25 protein-coding genes and 2 pseudogenes are annotated in these 25,382 nt (G+C 58.7%); 4 read left to right on the top strand and 23 right to left on the bottom strand.

Features of this window, described 5'->3' with window-relative positions:
• Positions 1-26: 26 nt before the first annotated feature.
• From AABM54_RS09015 to AABM54_RS08990, 6 genes and pseudogenes are all read right to left on the bottom strand, one after another.
• A pseudogene (locus AABM54_RS09015) lies at positions 27-1,467 on the bottom strand (PLP-dependent aminotransferase family protein).
• Between the two features lie 200 nt (positions 1,468-1,667).
• Entirely contained in the window at positions 1,668-2,480 is an 813-nt protein-coding gene (locus tag AABM54_RS09010) for an OmpA family protein (RefSeq protein WP_347904932.1), read from the bottom strand.
• Positions 2,477-2,833, bottom strand: a complete 357-nt coding sequence (locus tag AABM54_RS09005; protein WP_347904930.1) for a DUF4398 domain-containing protein — start codon at positions 2,831-2,833, stop codon at positions 2,477-2,479. The genes AABM54_RS09010 and AABM54_RS09005 overlap by 4 nt, the downstream gene beginning before the upstream one ends.
• 9 nt (positions 2,834-2,842) lie before the next feature.
• Positions 2,843-3,655 carry a transporter substrate-binding domain-containing protein gene (locus AABM54_RS09000; RefSeq protein ID WP_347904928.1) on the bottom strand — a complete coding sequence of 271 codons (813 nt, stop codon included), beginning with the start codon at positions 3,653-3,655 and terminating at the stop codon, positions 2,843-2,845.
• 81 nt (positions 3,656-3,736) lie between these two features.
• The gene (locus AABM54_RS08995) at positions 3,737-4,666 is read right to left on the bottom strand and encodes an FAD-binding protein (protein ID WP_347904926.1); all 930 of its coding nucleotides are present in this window, start codon (positions 4,664-4,666) and stop codon (positions 3,737-3,739) included.
• A 2-nt stretch (positions 4,667-4,668) separates the two neighbouring features.
• A complete protein-coding gene (locus AABM54_RS08990; RefSeq protein ID WP_347904925.1) occupies positions 4,669-5,418 on the bottom strand; it encodes an electron transfer flavoprotein subunit beta/FixA family protein in 750 nt (249 codons plus the stop codon).
• A 560-nt stretch (positions 5,419-5,978) separates the two neighbouring features.
• Here AABM54_RS08990 and AABM54_RS08985 point away from each other — a divergent pair.
• Positions 5,979-7,643, top strand: coding sequence for an electron transfer flavoprotein-ubiquinone oxidoreductase (locus tag AABM54_RS08985; protein ID WP_347904923.1), 1,665 nt, complete (start codon positions 5,979-5,981; stop codon positions 7,641-7,643).
• A gap of 183 nt (positions 7,644-7,826) precedes the next feature.
• Here AABM54_RS08985 and AABM54_RS08980 read toward each other — a convergent pair whose 3' ends face one another.
• Complete coding sequence (locus tag AABM54_RS08980) at positions 7,827-8,717, bottom strand: AraC family transcriptional regulator (protein ID WP_347904922.1); 891 nt, start codon at positions 8,715-8,717, stop codon at positions 7,827-7,829.
• Positions 8,718-8,897: 180 nt separating this feature from the next.
• Between AABM54_RS08980 and AABM54_RS08975 the strand changes: the two genes are divergently transcribed.
• Positions 8,898-9,950, top strand: coding sequence for an NAD(P)-dependent alcohol dehydrogenase (locus AABM54_RS08975; protein WP_347904921.1), 1,053 nt, complete (start codon positions 8,898-8,900; stop codon positions 9,948-9,950).
• A gap of 105 nt (positions 9,951-10,055) precedes the next feature.
• On the opposite strand, the gene AABM54_RS08970 is transcribed toward AABM54_RS08975, so the two are convergent.
• From AABM54_RS08970 to AABM54_RS08950, 5 genes are all read right to left on the bottom strand, one after another.
• Positions 10,056-10,949, bottom strand: coding sequence for a hypothetical protein (locus AABM54_RS08970; protein WP_347904920.1), 894 nt, complete (start codon positions 10,947-10,949; stop codon positions 10,056-10,058).
• 80 nt (positions 10,950-11,029) lie between these two features.
• Positions 11,030-11,560 (bottom strand): hypothetical protein, encoded by a 531-nt coding sequence (locus AABM54_RS08965; protein WP_347904919.1) that lies wholly within the window; start codon positions 11,558-11,560, stop codon positions 11,030-11,032.
• Complete coding sequence (locus AABM54_RS08960) at positions 11,557-12,285, bottom strand: alpha/beta hydrolase (protein ID WP_347904918.1); 729 nt, start codon at positions 12,283-12,285, stop codon at positions 11,557-11,559. The genes AABM54_RS08965 and AABM54_RS08960 overlap by 4 nt, the downstream gene beginning before the upstream one ends.
• 6 nt (positions 12,286-12,291) lie before the next feature.
• On the bottom strand, positions 12,292-12,786 hold the full coding sequence (locus AABM54_RS08955) for a PAAR domain-containing protein (protein WP_347904917.1): 495 nt from the start codon (positions 12,784-12,786) through the stop codon (positions 12,292-12,294).
• 304 nt (positions 12,787-13,090) lie between these two features.
• Positions 13,091-13,573 carry a GNAT family N-acetyltransferase gene (locus AABM54_RS08950; protein WP_347904916.1) on the bottom strand — a complete coding sequence of 161 codons (483 nt, stop codon included), beginning with the start codon at positions 13,571-13,573 and terminating at the stop codon, positions 13,091-13,093.
• A 306-nt stretch (positions 13,574-13,879) separates the two neighbouring features.
• Here AABM54_RS08950 and AABM54_RS08945 point away from each other — a divergent pair, with 306 nt between their 5' ends.
• Positions 13,880-14,752 (top strand): triacylglycerol lipase, encoded by an 873-nt coding sequence (locus AABM54_RS08945; protein ID WP_347904915.1) that lies wholly within the window; start codon positions 13,880-13,882, stop codon positions 14,750-14,752.
• A 219-nt stretch (positions 14,753-14,971) separates the two neighbouring features.
• On the opposite strand, the gene AABM54_RS08940 is transcribed toward AABM54_RS08945, so the two are convergent.
• From AABM54_RS08940 to AABM54_RS08925, 4 genes are all read right to left on the bottom strand, one after another.
• A complete protein-coding gene (locus AABM54_RS08940; protein WP_347904914.1) occupies positions 14,972-15,532 on the bottom strand; it encodes a DUF1285 domain-containing protein in 561 nt (186 codons plus the stop codon).
• 17 nt (positions 15,533-15,549) lie between these two features.
• On the bottom strand, positions 15,550-16,155 hold the full coding sequence (locus AABM54_RS08935; protein WP_347904913.1) for a DUF4823 domain-containing protein: 606 nt from the start codon (positions 16,153-16,155) through the stop codon (positions 15,550-15,552).
• A 245-nt stretch (positions 16,156-16,400) separates the two neighbouring features.
• Positions 16,401-17,369, bottom strand: coding sequence for a radical SAM protein (locus tag AABM54_RS08930; protein WP_347904912.1), 969 nt, complete (start codon positions 17,367-17,369; stop codon positions 16,401-16,403).
• A gap of 140 nt (positions 17,370-17,509) precedes the next feature.
• Complete coding sequence (locus AABM54_RS08925; protein ID WP_019689364.1) at positions 17,510-18,148, bottom strand: TetR/AcrR family transcriptional regulator; 639 nt, start codon at positions 18,146-18,148, stop codon at positions 17,510-17,512.
• Positions 18,149-18,227: 79 nt separating this feature from the next.
• Between AABM54_RS08925 and AABM54_RS08920 the strand changes: the two genes are divergently transcribed.
• Positions 18,228-19,361 (top strand): aminotransferase class V-fold PLP-dependent enzyme, encoded by a 1,134-nt coding sequence (locus AABM54_RS08920; protein WP_347904911.1) that lies wholly within the window; start codon positions 18,228-18,230, stop codon positions 19,359-19,361.
• 218 nt (positions 19,362-19,579) lie between these two features.
• Here AABM54_RS08920 and AABM54_RS08915 read toward each other — a convergent pair whose 3' ends face one another.
• The 7 genes and pseudogenes from AABM54_RS08915 to acpP all read right to left on the bottom strand — a co-directional run bounded on the left by AABM54_RS08915 (position 19,580) and on the right by acpP (position 25,379).
• Positions 19,580-20,365 carry a TatD family hydrolase gene (locus AABM54_RS08915; RefSeq protein ID WP_347904910.1) on the bottom strand — a complete coding sequence of 262 codons (786 nt, stop codon included), beginning with the start codon at positions 20,363-20,365 and terminating at the stop codon, positions 19,580-19,582.
• 12 nt (positions 20,366-20,377) lie between these two features.
• Positions 20,378-20,734, bottom strand: a complete 357-nt coding sequence (locus AABM54_RS08910) for a PilZ domain-containing protein (RefSeq protein WP_347904909.1) — start codon at positions 20,732-20,734, stop codon at positions 20,378-20,380.
• 42 nt (positions 20,735-20,776) lie between these two features.
• A pseudogene (locus AABM54_RS08905) lies at positions 20,777-21,765 on the bottom strand (DNA polymerase III subunit delta').
• Positions 21,766-21,866: 101 nt separating this feature from the next.
• Positions 21,867-22,970 (bottom strand): endolytic transglycosylase MltG, encoded by a 1,104-nt coding sequence (gene mltG / locus AABM54_RS08900; protein ID WP_347904908.1) that lies wholly within the window; start codon positions 22,968-22,970, stop codon positions 21,867-21,869.
• Positions 22,971-22,973: 3 nt separating this feature from the next.
• A complete protein-coding gene (gene pabC, locus AABM54_RS08895; protein ID WP_347904907.1) occupies positions 22,974-23,789 on the bottom strand; it encodes an aminodeoxychorismate lyase in 816 nt (271 codons plus the stop codon).
• Positions 23,789-25,033 carry a beta-ketoacyl-ACP synthase II gene (fabF, locus tag AABM54_RS08890; RefSeq protein ID WP_347904906.1) on the bottom strand — a complete coding sequence of 415 codons (1,245 nt, stop codon included), beginning with the start codon at positions 25,031-25,033 and terminating at the stop codon, positions 23,789-23,791. Before fabF ends, pabC begins: the two co-directional genes overlap by 1 nt.
• 109 nt (positions 25,034-25,142) lie before the next feature.
• Positions 25,143-25,379: an acyl carrier protein gene (acpP, locus tag AABM54_RS08885; RefSeq protein ID WP_003175607.1), complete on the bottom strand. Its 237-nt coding sequence runs from the start codon at positions 25,377-25,379 to the stop codon at positions 25,143-25,145.
• Positions 25,380-25,382 lie beyond the last annotated feature (3 nt).

Raw genomic sequence — 25,382 nt, 5'->3', positions numbered from 1 at the left:
AGATCAATTCAGCCCTCTATCTGGCGCTAAAAACCGCCTGCCGTCTCGTGGCACAGCTGAGTTGCCAGCATGCCCAACGTCATCAGTGCGCGTTCGGCCTCACGGTTCCAGGGAGTGCCACAGTTCAAGCGAATGCAGTGATTGAACTGTTCGGTGTTGCTGAAGATCAGCCCCGGCGCAATGCTGATGCCCTGCTGCAACGCACGCACATGCAGTTCTTGCGTGTTGACCCGCCCCGGCAAGCTGACCCAGAGGATGAAGCCGCCCGTCGGTCGGGTCATCTGCGTGCCTTCGGGGAAATACTGCTGCACCGCCAACTGGAAAGCGCTGAGGTTTTTGCGGTACTCCTGCCGGATGTAGCGCAGGTGGCGGTCATACCCGCCGTTCTCCAGATACGCCGCAATCCCCATTTGGGTGACACTGCACGCCGAATGCGTGCTGAAGGTCTGCAAACGCTGGATTTCCTGCTGATACTTGCCGGCGATCATCCAGCCGATTCGAACCCCAGGCGATAACGTCTTGGAAAAGCTCGAGCAGTAAATCACCCGGTCCAGCCTGTCGTAGGCCCTTGAGGGATTTGGTCCGCCCTTGCTCGAACATCAGTTCGCCGTAAATATCATCTTCAACTACTTGGATATCGAAGTCCGAGGCCAGGCGCAGCAATTGTTTCTGGCGCTCTTCGGGCATGGTCCCGCCCAGCGGATTGCTCAGGCGCGTAGTCAGCACCAATGCCTTGATCGACCATTGGTTGGCGGCCAGTTGCAGCGCCTCAAGGCTCATGCCGGTCGCGGGATCACTGGGGATCTCGATGACTTTCAGGCCCAGCAGGTCTGCCAGTTGCAGCAGACCATAGTAGGTCGGTGATTCGGCGGCAATCAGGTCGCCTGGCCGGGTCAGGACGCGCAACGACATTTGCAGCGCATCGACACAGCCGTGGGTGATGACCACCTCGGACGGATCGACCACCACACCCGCGTCGCGCATGCGAATCGCCACCTGGCGACGCAGCGGCTCGAATCCGGGGCTGAACATGTAACTGAACGCCCGCGGACTGTGAAACCGCGTGACCTTGGCCAATTGCTGATGCAGCGCGCGCACCGGAAGATAATCGACACTCGGCACCGCTGCACCCAGCGGAAACACCCCTTCGCGACGCGATTCGACCAACACTTGCTGGATGATGCTGCTGCGCGTCACCAGGCCTGGCCGCTCGACCCGAGCGATATCGGGCGTCGGCGCCGTCAGGGCGGGCGTCTGGTGTACGTAATATCCGGACTGCGGACGCGCCCGGATCAACCCCTGGTCTTCGAGGTTGGCATACGCCTGAAGCACCGTCGCGTGGCTGACGTTGAGCTGCGAACTCATCTTGCGCACAGAAGGCACACGCTCGCCGGGCTGATAAACACCCCGACGGATATCTTCAGCCAGTTGCTGAGCAATACGTTGATAGAGCAAGAGATTGGTCATGACGCAGCACTCGATTTCACGGGCATTTTATTCTTGTGTGAAACAATACCGGAACAGTTTATAATTGTACTGGGACAGTTGTCACAATAGTCGACCGTACAGTGCAGTGTCAGCAAAAACTGTACTGTTTTGCGCGCTATTTCGCAGGCGTAAAAAAACCCGGCACCTCTGGGGGGCCGGGCTTTCCAGTGACGCGAACCCTAGCGGGACGCGCCGAGCTGGCCTTTTTCGTCGGAGAACACAATTTCTACCCGGCGGTTTTGCGCACGGCCACGCTCGGAAGCGTTGACCTCGACCGGGTACTCATCGCCATAACCTTCGACTTGAATACGTTTATCGTCGATCCCCAGATCGATCAGCATGTCGGCAACGGCCTGGGCACGATCGCGGGACAGTTTGAGGTTGTCCTGCTTGCCGCCGGTGCTGTCGGTGTAACCTTCGATACGCACCACTCGCTTGGGGTTGAGTTGCAGGAACTGGACGATTTTCAACACGGTGCGGTTGGCCGAGTTTTTCAGCTCCGCTTCACCGGTATCGAACAACACGTCACCCAGGGTCATCACCAGGCCACGGTCGGTCTGGGTCGTCGCAAGGCTGATGATCTGCTCTTCAAGCCACTTGCCTTGTTGCTGAACGCTGACCAGTTTGGCCTCTCGCAAGGCCAGTTGCAGACGTTGGCGCTCCAGCTCGAGTTTCGCTGCGCGCTCCTCGTTCAAGACCTGATTGCTGTGTTCGCGAGCAATTTCGCTGTAGCGCTGGCTCAGATACGCATAGTGACGCACATCCTCACCGCTGCCCCAGTAGCTGGACAACCGGTCGGCACGCGCCAGCGATTCGCCGGCACGAATCACATCCTTGGGTGCGATACGCAGCACATTCGAATCTTCCTTGACCTTCTGGAAGTCGGTGCCGGCCTGCTGCAACGCGGCTTCACTGCCCTGACCGGCGCAGCCGTACAGGCCGGCACACGCGGTGAGCAAAAGCGCACTCAAAACGGGAGTCTTCAGGCTCATTGGGCATCTCCCAGTTGCTTGCGCAGGCGAGCGATGCGGGTGTTGAGCACGTTCAGTTGCTCCTGGCTTTTCTGCGTCATGACCTTGGCCACGGCCAGGCGCGCATCCAGTTCGGCCTGTTCGGCCTGCATGCGCGCATCCTTGAACGATTGGTCAGCCATGTCGGCCTTGGCCTGGGTGAACTTGCCTTCGGCTAGCTTCAACTCTGGCACGTCATCGGTCGTGGCACCCACAGCCTTGGCCTGCTCCAGCGCCTGCTCGGTCAGACGCAATTGTTCATTCGGCGCCGGATCGGCTGCACACCCCACCAAAGCCATGACGGCCAGGGCAGCGAAAAGAGGTCGAATACTCACTAAAAATCCCTACTGTTTTGTGCCGACAGGTTGCTGTAATTGTGCTTTCCAACGCTCTAGATTGCGCTGCAACACGGCTTCCGTCAGACCGGACGCGGGCAATTCTGTCATCTTTTTAGCCAACTGTCCGCGTAACCATGGGTCGTTGCAGGCAGAGTTGTGGGAAACCGCGAGAAACAGCCCTGGTTTATCGATGGGCTGGGCACGGGCCACCAGATCATTGGCCATGCCCAGCGTCTGCGCCATGGCCATGCCGCTGTAACGCCCCGCCAGAACGAACTCGACTTCGCCCATCAACAGTTTCTGGAACGCCTGGGTCAAATTGGGTGTACGCACAAGGGTCAATTGCTGCTCGGCAAAGGTGCCAAAAGCCACCGTCAAACGCGCTTTTTCCGAGACTGCGCCGGGATGACCGTGCAGGTCTTGTGCCTCGTTGTAGGTCAGCGCCGAGTCCTTGCGGGTCCAGACCAGATAGTCGTTTTCCACCAGTGGCGGGTGGATGTAGTCCAGCGACTCCAGTTCGGTGACCGTCAGAGGCGCATCGGCCAGCATGTCCATGCGACCGCTGCGCACTTCGTCCAGGGCTTGCGAGCGTTTGCCGGCGTAAAGCAGTTCGACCTTGATGCCCAACTGCCCCGCCACTTGCTGCAACAGATCGGCACTGACCCCGATCAGGTGTTTAGGGTCTTGCGGGTCTTGCCACAGATACGGTGGCGCATCCGGACTGCCCGTGACGACCAGGCGTTCGCATTTGCCCGCGGCCAACGAAAGCATGGGCAGTACCGACAGGCCCAGCAGCAATGACACGCGACGCAGATCCATGGCGCATTCCCCCAGACTCAAATCAAGAACAATAAAAAACCCGGCCAAAAGGCCGGGCTCTTTATAAGTGAAGCGACTGGATTAGACCAGCTTCTCCAACTCAGGGATGGCTTCGAACAAGTCCGCAACCAGACCGTAATCGGCTACCTGGAAGATTGGTGCTTCTTCGTCCTTGTTGATCGCAACGATCACCTTGGAGTCTTTCATACCGGCCAGGTGCTGGATCGCGCCGGAGATACCGACGGCGATGTACAACTGTGGCGCAACGATCTTGCCGGTCTGACCGACCTGCATGTCGTTCGGTACGAAACCTGCGTCAACCGCGGCGCGCGAAGCACCCACGGCAGCGCCCAGCTTGTCGGCCAGTGCGTACAGGTGCTTGAAGTTGTCACCGTTCTGCATGCCACGGCCGCCGGAAATGACGATCTTGGCAGCGGTCAGCTCTGGACGATCGGACTTGGCCAGCTCTTCGCCAACAAAGCTCGAAGTACCCGCGTTGTGCGCAGCAGCAACCGATTCAACGGCAGCCGAACCACCTTCAGCAGCCACTGGGTCGAAACCGGTGGCGCGTACAGTGATCACTTTGATCGCAGCGGTCGACTGGACGGTAGCGATGGCGTTACCGGCGTAGATCGGACGCTTGAAGGTGTCAGCGCTTTCAACCGAGATGATCTCGGAGATCTGGTCAACGTCCAACTGGGCGGCAACCCGCGGCAGGATGTTTTTGCCGTTGGAAGTAGCGGCAGCCAGGATGTGGCTGTAACCCGCGCCCAGCTCGGCTACCAGCGGAGCAACGTTTTCCGGCAACTGATGCGCGTAAGCGGCATTGTCAGCGTTCAGGACTTTGCTCACACCAGCGATTTTCGCAGCAGCTTCAGCCACGGCGCCAGCGCCTTGGCCTGCGACCAGAACGTGGATGTCGCCGCCGATTTTGGCAGCAGCAGCCACGGTGTTCAGTGTGGCCGGGGCCAGCACTTTATTGTCGTGTTCAGCGATTACCAAGATAGTCATGATCAGATTACCTTCGCTTCGTTTTTCAGTTTCTCGACCAGTTCAGCCACCGACTTGACCTTGATACCCGCGCTGCGTGCAGCCGGCGCTTCGACTTTCAGGGTCTTGTTGGTGGAGGCGGTGGAAACGCCCAAAGCGTCAGGAGTCAGCACTTCAAGCGGCTTCTTCTTGGCTTTCATGATGTTTGGCAGGGACGCGTAGCGCGGCTCGTTCAAACGCAGGTCGGTGGTCACGATGGCCGGCAGTTTCAGGGAAACGGTCTGTGCGCCGCCGTCGATTTCGCGGGTCACGGCAACGCTGTTGCCGCTGACTTCGACTTTCGAAGCGAAGGTGCCCTGACCGTAACCGCTCAGTGCAGCCAACATCTGGCCAGTCTGGTTGTTGTCGCTGTCGATGGCTTGTTTGCCAAGGATCACCAGCGAAGGCTGTTCCTTGTCGACAACAGCTTTCAACAGTTTGGCAACGGCCAGGGAAGTCAGGTCTTCGGCGGATTCGACGAGGATGGCGCGGTCGGCACCCAGAGCCAGCGCGGTGCGCAGTTGCTCTTGAGCGGTGGACGGGCCGATGGAGACGACGACGATTTCAGTCGCAACACCTTTCTCTTTCAGGCGTACGGCTTCTTCCACTGCGATTTCGCAGAAAGGGTTCATCGACATCTTGACGTTAGCGAGATCGACGCCGGAGTTGTCCGCTTTGACGCGAACCTTGACGTTATAGTCGACCACTCGTTTGACAGCTACAAGAACCTTCATGGATTCCTCGTTACTCTCCGGTGAAAAGAAAGTCGCCTAGGCGAACCTGGCGGTTGATGCTCATCGGGCACAAGGGCACCTCTAAAAACGTCGGCGCGGACTCTTTTAACGGCAAACAGGTGTCTTGCTCACGGGACTGATGACCGTTCGTCAGTGGTGACTGGCGAGTCATTCATTATCGCGGCGTGTAAACTTCGCGCCTGACCCATACTGCGCGTCACCTTGTACTGCCTTCGCCCTGTCTTTAGAGGTGCTCTTGAAACCAACAGTCAGCCTACGGCGAGCGCAAAACCGCCCGTATCTTGACCGGAACGCCTATTCTGGTCAATACAGCAAAATGCTCCGTTATACGCCGCGCTTCTTTGATTTCTCTGGCTTCCAGCAAATTCAAACAAACGTTTGTATTGGACGCTGAGAGTGGTGTAGATATAATGCGCCCCCTAGAGAGAAAGGTGGGTCATCCATTGTCCCCTTCGGCCCTTTTGCGAAGGAAATAATGGATGCAACGCCAAACCTCCAATTAGAAAAAAAACTGTTGAGCCTTGAGTAGGAGATAGCCTGTGGAACGCGAATACATGGAATTCGACGTGGTCATCGTCGGTGCCGGCCCCGCTGGCCTGTCCGCCGCCTGCCGATTGAAGCAGAAGGCCGCCGAAGCCGGTAAGGAAATCAGCGTCTGCGTGGTCGAAAAAGGCTCCGAAGTCGGCGCTCATATTCTATCCGGTGCCGTGTTCGAACCACGCGCCCTGAACGAACTGTTCCCTGACTGGAAAGAACTCGGCGCACCGCTGAACACGCCAGTCAAGCGCGACGACATCTTCGTCCTCAAGAACGCCGACAACGCGATCAAGATTCCTGACCTCTTTGTGCCCAAGACCATGCACAACGAAGGCAACTACATCATCTCCTTGGGTAACCTGTGCCGCTGGCTGGCCCAGCAGGCCGAGAACCTGGGTGTGGAAATCTACCCGGGCTTCGCCGCTCAGGAAGCGCTGTTCGATGAGAACGGCGTGGTTCGCGGGATCATCACCGGCGACCTGGGTGTCGACCGTGAAGGCAACCCGAAAGAAGGCCTGTACACCCCAGGCATGGAACTGCGTGGCAAATACACGCTGTTCGCCGAGGGCTGCCGTGGCCACATCGGCAAGCAACTGATCAAACGCTTCAATCTGGACAGCGATGCCGACGCCCAGCACTACGGCATCGGCCTGAAAGAAATCTGGGAAATCGACGAGGCCAAGCATCAACCTGGCCTGGTGGTGCACACCGCCGGTTGGCCGCTGGACATCATGGGCACCGAGAACACCGGTGGCTCGTTCCTCTATCACCTGGAAAACAACCAGGTTGTCGTCGGCCTGATCGTTGACCTTTCCTACAGCAACACTTACCTGTCGCCGTTCGACGAGTTCCAGCGCCTCAAGCATCACCCGGTGCTCAAGCAATACCTGGAAGGCGGAAAACGCATCAGCTACGGCGCCCGCGCCATCTGCAAGGGTGGCCTGAACTCGCTGCCGAAGATGGTCTTCAAGGGCGGCGCGCTGATCGGTTGCGACCTCGGCACCCTGAACTTCGCCAAGATCAAAGGCAGCCACACCGCCATGAAGTCCGGCATGCTCGCCGCTGACGCCGTGGCGGATGCGCTGTTCGCCGGCTCCGAAGGCGCGGACGAACTGAACAGCTACGTTGACTCGTTCAAAAAGAGCTGGCTCTACGACGAACTGTTCGCCAGCCGTAACTTCGGCCCGGCGATCCACAAGTTCGGCGCCATTGTTGGCGGCGGTTTCAACTGGGTCGACCAGAACATCTTCGGCGGCAAACTGCCGTTCACCCTGCGTGACACCAAACCGGACTACGCGTGCCTGAAACTGGCAGCCGACTGCAAGAAAATCGACTACCCGAAACCGGATGGCAAACTCAGCTTCGACAAACTCAGCTCGGTGTTCATTTCGGGGACCAACCACGAAGAAGAACAGCCGTGCCACCTGAAGCTGGCGGACGCGAGCATCCCGATCAGCAAAAACCTGCCGCTGTACGATGAGCCTGCTCAGCGCTACTGCCCGGCCGGCGTGTATGAAGTGATCACCCAGGAAGACGGCGAAAAGCGCTTCCAGATCAACGCCCAGAACTGCGTGCACTGCAAGACCTGCGACATCAAGGACCCTGCGCAGAACATCACCTGGGTGACACCGGAAGGCTCCGGCGGCCCGACTTACCCGAACATGTAAGCCAAACGGCTAAACATCAAGGCTCCCGAATGGGGGCCTTTTTGTTGCCCGAAATTTGTGAGCCGCTGCCGTTCAAATGTGGGAGCGAGCTTGCTCGCGAAGGCGCTTTATCATCCAACATTGATGTCGTCTGACCCACCACTATCGCGAGCAAGCCCGCTCCCACAAGGGATTCGCGATGTATCACGCCACCCGCTCATCCCCCGGACTGCGCTCGAAGTAGCGCTTGTACTCTCGGCTGAACTGCGACGTGCTCTGATACCCCACCCGGTGCGCGACCTGCGCCACGCCCAACCCTTCGGACAGCAACAACTGCTGGGCCTTGAGCAGGCGCAGGCGTTTCAAATACTGCACCGGCGACAGCAACGTGCTGCGCTTGAAATGCTCGTGAAAGGTCGACGCACTCATGTTCGCGCAACTGGCCAGGGTCTCGACATTCAACGGCTCGGTGTAGTGCGCATGCAGGTGGCTCAAGGATGCAGCAACCCGGGCGAACTGCCCCTGCTGCTCCACCAGGGCTCGCAACACATCCGCCTGCGGACCCCGCAATGCCACGAACAACAACTCACGCAGTCGCGCCTGTCCCATGATCTGACATTCCAGCGGATCGTGCAGACAGTGCAGCAAGCGCTCGACGCAACCGCGCATGGTGTCGTCGAGCACCGCCGAGGTCATGGATTCCGGCGTCTGCGCCGGCGTATTACGTCCAGGCGCCAGGCCCATGGCCAGTACCAGTTCGCCCAACAGCGCCCGGTCAATGCCGATGGAAACACCCAACAGAGGCGCATTCGGCATGGCGAAAGTCTCACACTCAAACGGCACCGGCAGCGCCTGAATCAGATAGTGCCCGGCGCCGTACTCCAGGGTTCGCGACCCCAAATACGCCAACTTGCTGCCCTGCACGATAATCATCAAGCTCGGTTCATAAATCTGCGGTCCACGGGCCACATCGCAACTGGCACGCAGCACCTGAACACCCGGCAGCCGGGTCGGGATAAAGCCGTCACGGGTCGCGAGCGGTTCAATCAACGCAACCAGCGCGGCATTGGCGTCGAGATGACGGGTCAACAACATGGCAAAAACTTCACGAAAAATGGGATGAAAGCATCATCGCAGGTCTGAGCGCCAATGCGACCGATCCGCCCCCGATACCGGAGGAATAGGCATGACACGCGGAGGAATCGCCATGGCCGCGCCCGAGGGCGGCGCGGAAAATGGCCCGCCTCACCCGTCACTGCTTTTGCGAGGTTCATCATGTACACCGCCATCGGTTACGCCGCCCAGTCGGCCGCCACTCCCCTCGCCCCCATGACTTTCGAGCGTCGCAGCCCACGTGCCGACGACGTAGCGATCGAGATTCTGTACTGCGGCGTATGCCACTCCGACATCCACCAGGCACGCAACGAGTGGGGCATCGCTGTGTACCCGCTGATGCCGGGCCATGAAATTGTCGGCAAAGTCACCGCCGTCGGTGCGAGCGTCACCGCCCACAAAGTCGGCGACCTGGTTGGTGTCGGCTGCATGGTCGACTCATGCCGTCATTGCGAAGCCTGCCAGGCTGACCTGGAACAATATTGTCTCGAAGGTCCGACCATGACCTACGCGACCCCGGACCGGGTCGACGGCAGCAACACCATGGGCGGCTACTCCGACAGCATCGTCGTCAGTGAACACTTCGTCGTGCGCATCCCGGAGAAACTCGACCTGGCCAGCGCCGCGCCAATCCTCTGCGCCGGCATTACCACCTACTCGCCACTCAAGCACTACGGCGTGAAGGCTGGCGACAAGGTCGGCATTCTCGGCATGGGCGGTCTCGGCCACATGGGCATCAAGTTCGCCAAGGCCATGGGCGCCGAAGTGACGCTGTTCACCCGCTCGGCGAGCAAGGCTGAAGAAGGTCGGCGCCAGGGCGCGGATCATGTGATCGTGTCAACCGATGCCGAGCAGATGAAGGCCGCGGCCGGGCAATTCGATTTCCTGCTCGACACCATTCCGGTGCAGCACGACCTCAATCCCTACCTCGATACGCTGCGCTTCGACGGCGTGCATATCCTGGTCGGCCTGATCGAACCGATCGATCCACCGGTCCACGCCGCCAAACTGGTGTTGGGGCGTCGGGTGCTGGCCGGCTCGCTGATTGGCGGCATTGCCGAAACCCAGGAGGTGCTGGACTTCTGCGCCGAGCACAACATCACTTGCGACATCGAAATGCTCGACATCCGCCAGATCAATGAAGCCTACAGCCGCATGATCGCGGGCGACGTGAAATACCGTTTCGTCATCGACATGGCGACGCTCAAAGCCTGAGTCCGGCCCTGTCGCTTAACGGCGTAAACCACCGGGCTGCAAGCTCTTTGACCCAAGAGCCCCGCCCGGTTTTTTTCATGTGGGCCAGCCAAGCCACCCGGGGGGTCAGTACCCTTCGCTAGGAGTATAGATCTGTACTGTTTCAGGCCCATACGACCCCACTTGGTGGGTGTAACCCGAACTGTCGCTCAGCCCCTCCTCCTGACGCCCATCCTCGCGCACAATAATGTAGAGAACGCCCGGTATCGGAAAGCCGGTTTCATCGTCAACCAAGCGGTACTTGTCGTTATAGGGCGCAAACGAACTCAACAGTCCACTGAAAGGCAAGCTGCTGCATGCACCGCCGTGGACGATGACCATACCGGCATTCCAAGTCCACTCGTTGATACAAACGGGCTCGAACAGCAACCAGGAAAACGGACGATCCTCTGGCGGCAGAATCACAAAGGCGTGTGAAAGTATCTCTTTATCCACCTCGGCAATGATGCGTGAGGTCGGGATATACATGATTTTTGAAAAGTACGGGTTGAAAAACCACGCGACATTCACGGTTTTGCAGGGAATGTATTCCTGGGATTTCAATAACGTGAGCAGCACTTCCTTCCTGATCTCACGCTGAGAGGTGTGACGGTCGCTATCCTCGGCAAACCTGACCGAGGTCCGGAACTCGTAACGACGATCACCCTCAACAAGATGAGCATCTTCCAGAAAACCATGCATCGACAAGCGGATAGTATGGTCGTTCGAAAAGTTCCTATCACCGTCCAGTGAACAAGTGATCCACGCATTGCCACCTGCGTTGATACCGTTGGACTTGTAGATATTTCCCAAGTCCCGATCGGACCTGAAACGTAACTCATACCGACCCACGCCTTCGTAATTGATCGAAGTAAACTCAATCCGCGCGTCAGGCACGTGCAACTGCATGCACGACGAACATAAAACAACCATCAACACCAACAGCAGCCGTACCATTTTAATTCCCGAGATGGCGTTCAACGCCTGAAAACCTGCTGACCTGCTTCACGACCGAAACGGGCTTACGCCCCGCACCCACACAACAAACATGGAATCAAACGTCAGCCGTCCTTACGCTTGTGCATTTCCTCAAGGATTTGCCCCGTAGGGATATAGAGAGACTCGGTGTAGTAAGGTTTGTACCCACTCGCCGTGGCTACCACCTTGCACGGGATCGCCTTCTTGCTCGCCAACAATCCGGCCAACACTTTCTTGTCGAGATAAACAGATGTCGTCCTCTTGTTCCTTGTCTCCTCAAAGCTTATGTCTGCAACATAACCAAACCCATCGCGCCCTGCGTACTCTTCATCACGCCTGACCAGGCCCACGCCAAATTGGGCAATCGTATGCTCGACGGAGAAATCCGTGTCATCCGCCAAGGCACAAATAAAAATCTGACCAGAGCGCCCCGCACCTTTCTCGCGCCAATACAACTCAAGCAACTCAATATCGGACGTGAACCTGACTTCATAGAAAACACCACGTTCTCTATTTTCAATCGATACAAATTCCAAATGAGCAGGCTTGAAGTCATGAGACCTGACGCATGACGCGCACAACAGAAAAGCGATCATGATCGATAGCAGCTTCACTCTTTGATTCCCAGATAGCTGATGATCGATTCATATGAAATGTCGCAGGCAGACTTCCCGCCTTCCAGGTACGTGTTATAGAGAGGCTCGGCGGCCCAATGATTGACTCTGACGACACCTTTTATATTCGGGCCGGATTCCACAATCCATTTCTCACCCAGCCAGGCCACCGTATCTGTACGGTCACGGTTGATCGGATCCGCCAACACATTGATCCAGTATTCCGCCTTGGGCTCCGGTTCGCTCCAATAGATATCGGAGATGAGCGCAACAAAAAAACCCTCACCCACAGGGTCCAATGTCACCAGCATCTTCACCAAGTAGCCTTTATCACTTAAGAGGGAAGAAAGGTGTGCGCCGTTCCAGCCACCCAGACTATGCCCAACGATATAAACATGTACTGATTTATGATCAATCTCGGAATAGACATAGTTCTCTATATCCGAATCACCCTTGACTTCGTTGTAGCCCAAGTAAACAGCCTTGAACTTGCCTTTGTGTTTACCCGCCACTTTTCTTTCCAGGGCCCTCTGTGCTTCATAGGTATGGCCACTTGGGCCATCGCCATAGTAGCTCTCCTTGTCACCCGCCCCACCAATGAAAAATACAACGACCTCCCTCTCCATGGTTACCGGTTTAGGCGTCGTGTCTTCCGTGCATGTCAAACCGTGGGAACCCAACAATCTGCCAGTGCAAGGTTGATCCAATGCTGCTTGCCCACCCATTACTGGCTACTCCGCATACAACTTGATCGTTTCAGCGACATGCGAGTTAACCGCATGAGTAAAACCCGAGGCGTCAGTTACCCCTCGCTCCAGCGTTCCATCGCCTCGTTGAATGGTGTAAGCCAGGTTCGCAATCGGCTCGCCGCTGGTTTCATCAACCACCCGCATCTTGTCCGTGAAGTGCACCGGCATCGGCAACAACGCACCGACCGGAGCGCCACCGCCACTTTGACCGATGATCACCGTGCCCGAACCGCCCACCACGACATTGCCGTGGCCACCGGTGCTGTCGAGCGTGGCGGCGTTGAGGCCGTTGATGAACACCGTACCGGAGACGCCGCCAGTGATCGGGCTGCCGCAAGCGCTAGGGTCGGATTTGCGGGCAGCGGCCAGGCCGTCAAAAAACACGTCGGGCGAGCCGGAGGCAATCGGGTTGTTGCCATGGCCCGGCAACGGGCACGCGGTAGGGTCGGTTACGCGCGCAGCGGGTTTTCCACTCAAGTTAAAGCTCCTTGCTTCTGAATCCAGGGGTCATGACGCAAATTCATGACGACACTCATCGCGCCGAACAACGCGTGAGGGGCAACATGAAAGCAGAGATGACGAGGCAGATGTCCGGACACCAAACACAAAGCGCGGGGTCAGACGGTCCAAGCGGTCCACGGACGTGGAAAAAAGGTGCCAAAGGCATTGCAGGTGTCGTCCGTGAGCGCGCAAAGGGCCCACAGAATGCCGGACTGAAGCGGTGCCGACAACTGATAAACGCGGCATTACGCCATCGCCGTCACCACAGCACCGCGTGCGCTCATTTCCCTTCGGCAAACTCGCGCAGCACCTCGCCGTCCATGCGATAGCGCACCCACTCCTCCTGTGGCTGTGCACCCAGGGATTTGTAGAACTCGATAGCCGCCGTATTCCAGTCCAGCACACTCCATTCGAACCGGCCGCAGTCATTGGCGCAGGCGATTTTCGCCAGATGCCGCAGCAGCTGTTTGCCGGCGCCGCCGCCCCGTTGTTCGGGCGTGATGTAAAGGTCTTCGAGGTACAGGCAGTTGCTGCCCAGCCATGTCGAATAGCTGAAAAAGAACACCGCAAAACCGATTGCCACGCCATCACGCAGGCAGATCAGACCATGGGCCGTGGCACCTTCGCTGAACAGGCTGCGCTGAATATCGGCGACGCTGGCGATGACTTCATGCCGCGCGCGCTCGTAGTCGGCGAGTTCGGTGATGAAGCCGAGGATCTGCGGCGCGTCGCTGGGTTGTGCGGGGCGAATTTCGAGGGACACAGGCTCGGCTCCTGAAGGCGTTAAGGACGCCATACTAAGTCGACTTCGTGCACCGCTGCACGGCAATTTTCGTCGCCGTTTCTCCGCTGCCGACCGGCAAGTGCATCGCGGAACAAGGCTTGCCCACCCTGCCGATGACGGTGCTGGCACTGGCCGTGTTGAACGGGATGATGACGCTGGCGCGAGTGCTCGGATACCGGGCGAAGCGATTTGTATCAACTCGCTTTGTAAACTACGGTTAGCCGCAACAGATCGAGCAGTCAATAGCATCTGTTCCACTTCAATCCGCTATGGACAGGTACAAGCATGAACATGGATGCGTCTACGCAATACCCGATTGTCTTGGTTCACGGTCTTTTCGGCTTCGATAAAATCGCCGGTTATCCCTACTTCTTCGAAATCAAGGCAGCCCTGGAGCGTGCCGGTGCCCGGGTGTTTGCCGTCAACATTCCAGCCGTCAACGGTAATGAGGAGCGCGGTGAAAAACTGCTTGAACACGTCAACCGCATTTTGCGTGAAACGGGAGCCGCCAAGGTCAATCTGATCGGCCATAGCCAAGGCCCGCTGGCAGCACGCTACGTAGCGGCGCTGCATCCGGAAAAGGTCGCGTCGGTCACCTCGGTCAGTTGCCCCAATCATGGTTCCGAGATTGCTGACCAATTGCAAAAGGCACTGACACCCGGAGAGTTGCCCGAAGCGTTCGTACTGGCCCTGGTGAGCGCAGTCGGGACGTTCATTTCGTTGATCAGCGGCCATCCGGAAAACCCGGTTGACCCGCAAGCGGCGTTCGAATCGCTGACCAGCGCAGGCCTGGCTGCCTTCAACCGCAAGTACCCGCAAGGGGTGCCGAAACACTGGGGCGGTGAAGGCAACGAAGTCGAGAACGGCGTGTATTACTACTCCTGGAGCGGGATCGTGCAGAACTTTCAAAGCCTGCAACCACTCGATCCGACCCATATGAATTGCATCGTACTGTCGAAGTTGTTTTATAAAGAGAAAGACGCCAACGACGGACTGGTCGGCCAATACAGCTCGCACCTGGGAAAAGTAATTCGCTCAGACTATCCCATGGACCATTTCGACGCAGTCAACCAAATGGCCGGGATCACCAGTTGGAACGTGAACCCTGTCGGGCTCTATCTTGAACATGCCGCCCGACTCAAGAGCAAGGGCTTGTAAGCTCACCGCCTCGCAGGTTGAGGCGGCGCGCAAACCGCACGTTTAGAACGCCCTCCATCGCCACCTGCCGGCCCTGGCCGCAGGTGGCGACATTCAACCATCCTTTTCTGCCCAGGCGCATTGTGCGGTTTTCTTACGCGATGGCAAATTCGGTGACTGAACAGTCCTGTTCAACACCCGAACCCTCGGCGCAACGTATGACAGGTGTTACGTCAAGGCCTAAGGCTCAAGCCCGATGGGGAAGAACTCGCCGCCGCTCCACACGCCCAGCCAGCGCTGGCCGTCGATTTCGCGGCTGACGGCCAGTTCCACCAACTGATAGAACACGTTGCGGTGGATCAATGCTTCAAGGTTGGTTCGTACATGCACATAAGGTGCAGGTTCCTGCGTCACAGGGTCGATCACCACACGCAACAGGTGCTCGGCACCTGCCTCGGCCTGCTCATCGACGTTGGTGGTGAAGCGCAGTAACTGAGCTTCGCCCTCGCCTTCGACCTCAAGCGCCACCGCCACGAACGGCGCGTCGTCGACCCGAATGCGGACCTTTTCGACCGGGGTAATCAGGAAATACTCATCGCCGTCGCGGCGGATGATGGTGGAGAACAGCTTGACCATCGGTTTGCGACCGATCGGCGTCCCAAGGTAATACCAGGTGCCGTCACGGGCGATTCGCATGTCGATATCGCCACAGAAATCAGGGTTCCAGAGGTGGACCGGCGGCAAGCCTTTGGACGCGGGGATTTGTCCCAACAGATCGTTGGCTTTGCCTGGATCACTCATGCTGCTCTCCTGGTGAATTACTGGTCGCTGAGGCCCAGCAGGCTGCGCGCGTATTCTTCAAGCGGCGGGCCTAGCAGGTCTTCAGGCTTGTTGTCGTGGAACGTCAGTAAACCGCCACGACTTTTGATCCGTGCAGTATCAATCAAATACTGGGTGCTGGTCTCGATCAGCATGATCTGAATCACGCCGCTGTCTATCCCCAGGCGATCCACGGCTTCCTGATCGAGCCACTCGTCCGAGTTGCCGATACGGTCGTCAGCCTTGGCGAAACGGGCGTAAAGCAGGTAGTGCGCACCCGCGGCACGCGCCTCGCCCATCGCCTCGTCCAGGCCTGCCGGCGCACGGGCACGGCGGACCATCGGGAAGTATTCGATAAAACCTTTGAAGGCTTCTTCGGCCACCACGTTCGGCCGTGGGTAGGCACTGCCCGGCGGCGCAAACGCACCCTGGGCGATGTAGATGAACGAGTCTGGCTGAATGCGCAGGTTGTTTACGCGACGGCTGTCGCTGTGATCGAGCAGACCCGCGTCGCTCATGTGATAACGAACGCCCTCGCCCATATCGCTGACATTCATGCAGCCACCAAGCGCCAAAAAGGCCAGCAGCAAAACCAGGCTACGCATCCTATCCTCCAGATAGCCGGTGACGGAAAACCGGCGAATGTCCGCAGGATGCAGCTTCCGCGCCAGTCTTTGAGCACATGAACATTTCCAGATTGAGAATGCCGGCCTGTGGCGAGGGAGCTTGCTCCCGCTGGGTCGCGAAGCGGCCCAAAAAATCCCCCCGATCCGCCAGTGATATCGCATTTGCCTGTTTTACGGCGGCTTCGCCGCCGAGCGGGAGCAAGCTCCCTCGCCACAGAGGCTTGTCAGCCGCCGATGATCTTCATCACGGTCGCGCCGCCGGAGAACGCGACTTCCTGCTTGTCGCCCAAGGCTTTCACCAACAGACGCTGAAGGGCCGGCAAGGCCTGATGGCGGGGCTTGTCCAGCAAGTCGCCGACATAGTGACGATTGCTCGACGAAAGACAGCCGTGCAGCCATCCGGTCGACGACAAGCGCAGGCGCGAGCAGGTTCGGCAGAACGGCACGCTTTCGTTGGCGATCACGCCGAAATGGCCTTGCCCCGGAATTTCGTAACGCACAGCGGTGGCGTCCACCGGCGCATCGGCCTGCAGGTATTCGTAACGCTCGCCAATCAGGCCCAGCAGTTGCTGAAGGCTGACGAACTGTTGCAAGAAAGCATTCGAATCGCTGGCCAGATGGCCCATGCGCATCAGCTCGATGAATCGCAACTCATAGCCTCGTTCCAGGCAGTAATCGAGCAGCGGCATCACCTGATCGAGGTTTTGCCCGCGCAACGGCACCATGTTGACCTTGATCTTCATGCCCGCTGCGTTGGCCTGCTCCATGCCATCGAGCACCGTCGCCAGATCGCCGCCACGCGCAATACCGCGGAACGCAGCAGCGTCCAGGGTATCGAGGGAAACGTTGATTCGACGAATGCCGGCATCCACCAGCAACGGCAGTTTGCGCGCCAGCAGCTGGCCATTGGTGGTCAGGCTGATGTCGGCAAGGCCCATCTGGCCCACCGCGCTCATGAACGCCTCAAGCTTGGGGCTGACCAGCGGCTCGCCGCCAGTGATGCGCAAACGCTCGATGCCGGCGGCTTCGATCAAATAGGCAACACCCCGGGCCATGGCCTCGGCCGACAATTCATCCTGCGCAGCCACCAGCCGCTTGCCATTGGGCACGCAGTAAGTACAGGCGTAGTTGCAGGCGGAAGTCAGGCTGACACGCAAATTGCGAAAACGTCTGCCTTGTCGGTCAACGATCATGGATCACTCCGGCGAAAAGATTGTAGAACGCGCCAAAACTTGACTCACAAATCAAGTTTTGGCAAGCCCTATGCCTGAGTATATTCCTGGGGCACTGCGCCATGTAGGGAAATCATGGCGCAATAAGGCAGCTGAATGAATCAGCTGCTCGGAGTGTCGGTGTCGCGCTTGCGCTTGTTGCCCATGCGCACGCCAATGTCCATCAGGAATTGGAAGAAGCCTTCCTGATCTTCCAGCACATTGCTCCAGAATGGCGAGTGATACAGCGCCACCGCGCCGTGCACCAGTGCCCAGGACGCACAGTAGTGGAAGTACGGCGGCACGTCTTCAAGCTTGCCTTCGCTGATGCGGCCCTTGATCAACAGGGTCAGGCGCTCGAAGTTGGAGGCGCGAATCTTGTGCAGCTCCTCGACCATCTCCGGTACCTGGTTGCCCTTGACCACCTTCTCTTCCAGGCGATCGAACAAACGGTAGCGCTGCGGGTCGCGCATGCGGAATTCGAAGTAGGCCCGGGACAGGGCTTCCTTATCCTTGTCGACATCGGCAGAGTGCAGCAGCTCGTTCAAGTCACGCTCGTAATCGAGCATCAGGCGCAGGTAAATCTCCGCCTTGGACTTGAAGTGCTTGTAGATCGTGCCTTTGCCGATACCCACGGCATCAGCGATCATCTCGACGGTGACGCTGTCTTCACCTTGTTCGAGGAACAGCTTGAGCGCGGTATCGAGAATTTCTTGCTCGCGGCGACGAAACTCACGGACCTTACGAGGTTCTTTGTGCATAAGAAAAGGTCTGTAGGGGTCAAAATTCGAAGCCGCGTATTATGCCTAACTTGCGCCAAATTGCACGGATCATCCGACCATGACTACGTTTCTTGATGAATTTGTACAGGCTCCGGGCCTGCGTTATTTGAATCATGCGGCCGTCGCACCCTGGCCAAATCGCGCCGCCACGGCGGTAGCGCGCTTCGCCCAGGAGAACGTTTTGCTGGGCGCGCGGGACTATTCGGACTGGATGGCGCTTGAGCAACGCCTGCGTGAACGGCTGATGCGCCTGCTCAATGCGCCGTCGACGGATGACGTGGCACTGGTCAAAAATACTTCTGAAGCCCTGTCATTTGTCGCCTTCGGACTGTCCTGGGAAAGCGGTGACCAGATCGTCATCAGCGATGAAGAATTCCCGTCCAACCGAATCGTCTGGGAAGCACTCGCCTCTCAGGGTGTTGAAGTGGTCCAGGTCAGCCTCAAGGGCGACGACCCGGAAGGCGCCTTGCTGGGTGCCTGCGGACCCCGCACCCGATTGATGTCGGTGAGCGCGGTGCAATTTGCCAGCGGCCTGCGCCTGGACCTGCAACGCCTTGGCGCCGGGTGCAAGCAGGCCAATGTGTTGTTCTGCATCGACGCCATCCAGCAACTCGGCGCCCTGCCCTTCGACGTCCAGACCTATCAGTGCGACTTCGCCATGGCCGACGGTCACAAATGGCTGCTCGGGCCGGAAGGCCTGGGGGTGTTCTATGTGCGCAGCGAACTGCGCGAACAGCTCAAGCTTCACGAATTCGGCTGGCACATGCTTGAACACATGGGCGACTACGACCGCACCGGATGGGAACCCGCCAAGAGCGCCCGACGGTTTGAATGCGGCAGCCCGAACATGCTCGGCGCGATGGCGCTGGAGGCCAGCCTGTCGTTACTGGAAGAGGTGGGAATGGAATGCGTCGCCACGCTGATTGCCGAGCGCGTGCAATGGCTGCAGGACGGCTTGAACGCCATTCCCGGCGTGCGCCTGCACAGTCCGCTGAACCCGGCGCGGCGCGGCGGGATTTTCTCGTTCAGTATTGACGGTATCGACAACCAGACCGTTTACGAAGCACTCAAGGCGCAAAACGTGGTGTGCATTCCTCGCGGTCCAGGCGTGCGTTTTTCTCCGCATTTTTATACCGAAAAACGCGTAATCGACGAAACTCTGGCCATTGTGGCGGCGATTGCAAGAAGGTGAGAACTCATCCGAAGCGCGCGTATTCCAAATACGTTTAAGAAACGGTCGGGGCAAACTGGACTCGGCGCCAGAGTGATCAATACTTGAACTGTCAGCGCGGCATCTCCCCCAAGTGGCGCGCTGATAAAGGTACCAACGGACCGCGTGCCTTTTGTTTTACTCCTAATGGTCTTAACCCGGATTCACCCCCCAGAACCCGGGTTTTTTTTGCGCAAGATTCAGCGTTTGACGTGAGCCAGCGGAAACAGACGCTGGAAATTCTCCGTAGTCTGCTCGGCAAAACGCTCGTAGGACTCACCACGCAACATTGCCAAGAATTCCGCCACTTCCCGCACGTACTGCGGCAGGTTCGGCTTGCCGCGATAAGGAATCGGCGCCAGGTACGGCGAGTCGGTTTCCACCAGCAGCCGATCGGCCGGCACCTGGCGTGCTACGTCGCGCAGGGCGTCGGCATTGCGGAAGGTCACGATCCCCGACAGCGAAATGTAGAAACCCAGGTCCAGCGCAGCCTTGGCCATGTCCCAGTCTTCGGTGAAGCAATGCAGCACACCGGCCTGCGGCAGCGCAGCTTCGCGCAACAAGCTCAAGGTATCGGTGCGAGCGCCACGGGTGTGGACGATCACCGGCTTGCCGGTTTGCTGAGCGGCTTGCAGGTGCAGGCGGAAAGACTCCTGCTGTAACTCGGCCGCTTGCGGCTCGTAGTGATAATCCAGACCGGTTTCGCCAATCGCGACTACCCGCGGATGATTGAGCTCTTGCAGCAACCAGTCCAGCGCCGGTGCGGCACCTGGCTGGACATCGAGCGGGTGGACGCCGACCGAGCAATCGACATCAGCGTAACGCTCGGCCAGGGCCTTGACGTCGGCCGCGTTGTCGACGCTGACACCAATACACAGAAAGTGCCCTACCCCGCGTTGGCGGGCCGCGTCCAGCGCGGCATCAAGGGAACCGTCGTGTGCGGCGAGGTCGAGGCGATCAAGGTGACAATGGGAATCTACGAGCATAAAGGGCTGCAACTACATCGTATGAGTGGGACGGTCGGACTTGAGGGCTCCGGCCAAATGGGTTTCGATTCGACTGCGCGCGGAGTCGTCGCCGTCGTTGAACTGCACGCCGACACCCGCCGCGCGGTTGCCTTGCGCACCTTTGGGGGTGATCCAGGCAACCTTGCCGGCGACCGGAATCTTGTCCGGTTCATCCATCAGGCTCAGCAGCATGAACACCTCGTCACCCAACTTGTAGCTTTTGTTGGTCGGGATGAACAAGCCACCGTTCTTGATGAAGGGCATGTAGGCCGCGTAAAGCACAGACTTGTCCTTGATACTCAAGGACAAAATGCCGTTGCGCGGCCCTGGATTGACAGGTTCGTTCATGCTGACCTCCGCTGTTGAGAGCTTGAGTCTAGGCGCAGCCGATTATCTCTGCGCGGGCAAACCCGCCCATTGCACCAGCAAGGCCTCGAGCAACAGCACGCGGTTGAGGTTGGCTTTGCTCAGCACTTTCTGGCGCTGGGCGAGGATCCAGTCCTGAATATCCAGGACCTTGCCCTGAGACGTCTTCTGCGCCAGGTACTGCACGACTTTTTGCATGTCGCCCAGCCCAAGCCCGGCCTCATCCTGAGTCAACTGATAACGCAGGATCAGGCTCGACCAATCACAGAACCAGTCGAACAACAGCAGCAATGGAATCGCATTCCAGCCTTCAGCGAGCTGCGTCGGCGACTGCTGTTGCTTGAGCAGTTTTTTCACCCCGTCAACCACCAGCGCGCGCTGTTCGCGCACGCCCTGGGCTTGCAGCGCAACTGCCGCCAGCGGCGAACCGGCGGCCAGGGTCAGCAGTTCGACACGCTCCTCTTCCGTGCAATCAGGCAAGGCCTTGGCCAACCACGCCAGGCTCATGGCCTCGCTCGGCAGCGGACAGGGCCCTGCTGCACGCAGCGGCTCTTGATGGTCGGCAGCAGGCGACTGGTCTGGTGACTGACCAGCAACAACACTGTATCGCCGGACGGCTCTTCAAGGCTTTTGAGCAAGGCGTTGGCGGCGTTGATGTTCATCGACTCGACCGGCTCGATCAACACCACTTTGCGCCCACCCAACTGGGCGGTCTGAACCACGAAACTGACCAGTTCACGGACCTGATCGACCTTGATCGCCTTGTCCGCCTCTTCCGGTTCCAGCACGTAGTTATCCGGATGGCTGCCGGCCTTGAGCAACAGGCATGACTTGCACTGTCCACACGCATCCAGGCCTTCCGGGCGCTGGCACAGCAAGCGCGCCATCAGGCGCTCGGCCAAGGCCCGCTTGCCAATGCCCATCTGGCCATGGAGCAAATAAGCATGGGCGTGCTGCGTACGGCCCGCTAGTTGCTGCCAGAGGCTGTCCTGCCACGGATAGGCCTCAGCCACGGGACAGCTCCAGCCACGGCGCAACCGCATCAAGTCGCAGCGTCCGCACGGGTGCGGCTTCCAGAATCATCAGGCCAGTCACAAGCAGTCCTTAATCAGTGTCATTGCAGCTCGGTAGCGGCAGGCTCGGGGGCCGTTTCAGGCGATGCCGGGGCATTTGCATCAGGCGTTACAGGCGCCGGGCTTGAACGGTAGTCTGCACGCCGCTTGAGCTGAAACTCGCGCACCGCACTGTTGTGAGCATCCAAATCATCGGAAAACACATGGCTGCCGTCACCCCGGGCGACGAAATACAGGCTGTTGCCAGACACCGGATTGAGCGCCGCATGGATGGCTTCGCGACCGACCATGGCAATCGGTGTGGGCGGCAAGCCGGCGATCACATAAGTGTTGTAAGGCGTGGCCTCCTTGAGGTGCGCCCGGGTCAGTTTGCCGGTATAGCGTTCGCCCAGGCCATAGATCACCGTCGGGTCGGTTTGCAGCAACATGCCGATCTGCATGCGTCGCACAAACACCCCGGCAATCTGCCCGCGCTCCTGAGGCACACCGGTTTCCTTCTCCACCAGCGAAGCCATGATCAGCGCTTGATACGGCTCGGTGTACGGCACATCGGCGGCGCGCTTGTTCCACTCTTTGGCCAGCACTTCATCGAGGCGTTCATACGCCTTCTCCAGCAGCTCGGCGTCGCTCATGCCACGCACGAAACGATAGGTATCCGGGAAGAACCGCCCTTCCGGAAAGACCCCGGCGTGACCAAGCTTGTCCATGACCTGGCTGTCGCTCAAACCCGTCAGGGTCTGTTCCAGTTTTTCATTTTTTACCAACGCCGCACGAACCTGGCGGAAATTCCAGCCTTCGACCAGCGTCAGGCTGTATTGCACCACTTCGCCTTTCTGCCAAAGGCCGATCAAGCCTTGCACATTCATGCCTGGCAGCATTCGGTACTCACCGCTGTGCAGCGGCTGGCCAGCGAGATTGAAACGCCAATAAACACGCAACCAGAAAGCGTCCTGCAGGACACCGTCAGCCTCGAGGCGGTTGAACGTACCGGACGGCGTCGAGCCGGTCGGCACATCGAGCAACTCTTCCTGAGTAATGTTGAGTGGCTGCTCCAGCGCCGAATTGATTTTCCAGGCCGAAGCACCCAATAGCAGCCCCGCCAGAACCAGTCCGGTCTCCAGCAGCAGCAAGAATTTACGTCTCACGAATCAAGCATCCAGTAGCGCGCGGGCAATGCCTTGCAGTTTACGGGTGAGCGGCCCAACCGGCCAGCTCAGCGCTGCATAGGCGCGTACCGGCCAAACGCCGTATACGCTGTTGCAGACAAAGATTTCATCAGCCTGTTGCAGTTGATCAAGGCTGATGTCGGTGATGTGCGTGGCAATCCCCAATTGTCGAGCCTGGAACAGCAGCTCGGCGCGCATGACCCCGGCCACGCCACAACGGCTCAAGTCTGCGGTCAGCAGCTCGCCATCACGGACCAGGAACAGATTACTGAACACGCCCTCGATCACGCGCCCGTGAAGGTCCAGCATCAACCCTTCGGCGTACTCGGCATCCTGCCACTCGGAACGAGCCAAAACCTGCTCAAGGCGATTCAGATGCTTGAGGCCGGCCAGCAGGGGCTGCTCGGACAGTCGCGTGGCACAGGGAAACAGCCGAATGCCTTGCTGACCATGAACAGCCGGATAAGCAGCGGGAGGATTACCTTGCAGAATTCGGTGCGGTTGCGCCGCAGGATCGGGCGCGTAACCACGCAAGCTGTCGCCTCGGGTGAGGATCAGCTTGAGCACGCCCTCGCCCAGAGCGGCGGCGTAGGCCAACACTTCACGGTGAATCAACGAGTGATCCGCCGTGATCGCCAGCCGGGAACAGCCATCGGCCAAACGGCACAAGTGCCGCTCCAGCAGCACAGGCTGCCCACCTCTGACGGCAATGGTCTCGAACAGACCATCACCGTAGGCCAGGCCGCGGTCTTTTAGTGACAGAGCGTCAGCCGGTTGACCATCGACCCAGCTCTCCATCAGTCAGCGAACCGACGGAACACCAGCGAGCCATTGGTGCCACCAAAACCGAAGGAGTTGGACAGCACCACGTCGATGTCCATATTGCGCGCAGTGTGCGGCACAAAATCGAGGTCGCAGCCTTCATCCGGCTCATCGAGGTTGATAGTCGGCGGCGCAACCTGGCTGTTGATCGCCAGCACGCTGAAGATCGCCTCGATGGCGCCCGCCGCACCCAGCAAGTGACCGGTCATCGACTTGGTCGAGCTGACGGCCATCTTGTAGGCGTGATCGCCGAAGACGGTCTTGATGGCTTCAGCTTCTGCCAGGTCACCGGCCGAGGTCGAGGTACCGTGGGCGTTGATGTACTGCACCTGTTCGACATTCAGCTTGGCGTCACGCAGCGCGTTGGCGATGCAACGTGCGGCGCCCGCGCCATCGGCCGGCGGCGAAGTCATGTGGTACGCATCGCCACTCATGCCGAAGCCAATCAGCTCGGCGTAAATGGTCGCGCCACGCGCCTTGGCGTGCTCCAGCTCTTCGAGAACCAATGCACCGGCACCGTCGGAGAGCACGAAGCCATCACGGCCCTTGTCCCACGGACGGCTGGCACGGGTGGGTTCGTCATTGCGGGTCGACAATGCACGGGCAGCACCAAAGCCACCCATGCCCAGGCCGCAAGCCGCCATTTCGGCGCCACCGGCAATCATCACATCGGCTTCGCCGTATGCGATGTTGCGTGCAGCCATCCCGATGCAGTGCGTACCGGTGGTACACGCTGTCGAGATGGCGTAGTTAGGCCCCTGCACACCCAGGTGGATGGACAGAAAACCGGAAATCATGTTGATGATCGAGCCAGGCACGAAGAACGGAGAAATCCGTCGTGGGCCGGAATCATGCAATGTGCGGCTGGTTTCTTCGATATTGGTCAATCCGCCAATACCCGAACCCATGGCCACGCCGATGCGTTCACGGTTGGCGTCGGTGACTTCCAGGCCGCAATTGCGCATGGCCTGAAAACCGGCCGCCAGGCCGTACTGAATGAACAGATCGAGTTTGCGAGCCTCTTTGACCGACAGGTATTCCTCGACATTGAAGCCCTTTACCGAGCCGCCAAAACGGGTGGAATAGGCAGAAAGGTCGGTGTGTTCGATCAGACCAATGCCACTACGGCCAGCCAGAATGCCCTGCCAACTGCTCGGCACATCCGTGCCCAGTGGCGACAACATACCCATACCGGTGACTACGACGCGTCTACGCGACACAGCACTCTCCTTTTTTCAAATGACGACTTTGCATCAGGCCTAAAGAAAAAACCGCACGCCATGATGGCAGTGCGGTTTTTCCATGACAGCAAGCAACGATTACAAACTATTACGCCTGGTGGCTAGTAACGTAGTCGATTGCAGCTTGTACAGTAGTGATCTTCTCAGCTTCTTCGTCAGGGATTTCGGTCTCGAATTCCTCTTCCAGAGCCATCACCAGCTCAACGGTGTCAAGGGAGTCGGCACCCAGGTCTTCAACGAAGGAAGCAGTGTTCACAACTTCTTCTTCTTTAACGCCCAGTTGCTCAGCAACGATTTTCTTGACGCGCTCTTCGATGGTGCTCATACC

Source organism: Pseudomonas purpurea (genome assembly GCF_039908635.1).
Lineage (GTDB): Bacteria > Pseudomonadota > Gammaproteobacteria > Pseudomonadales > Pseudomonadaceae > Aquipseudomonas > Aquipseudomonas purpurea.
This window is presented reverse-complemented; position numbering and strand designations above follow the sequence as displayed.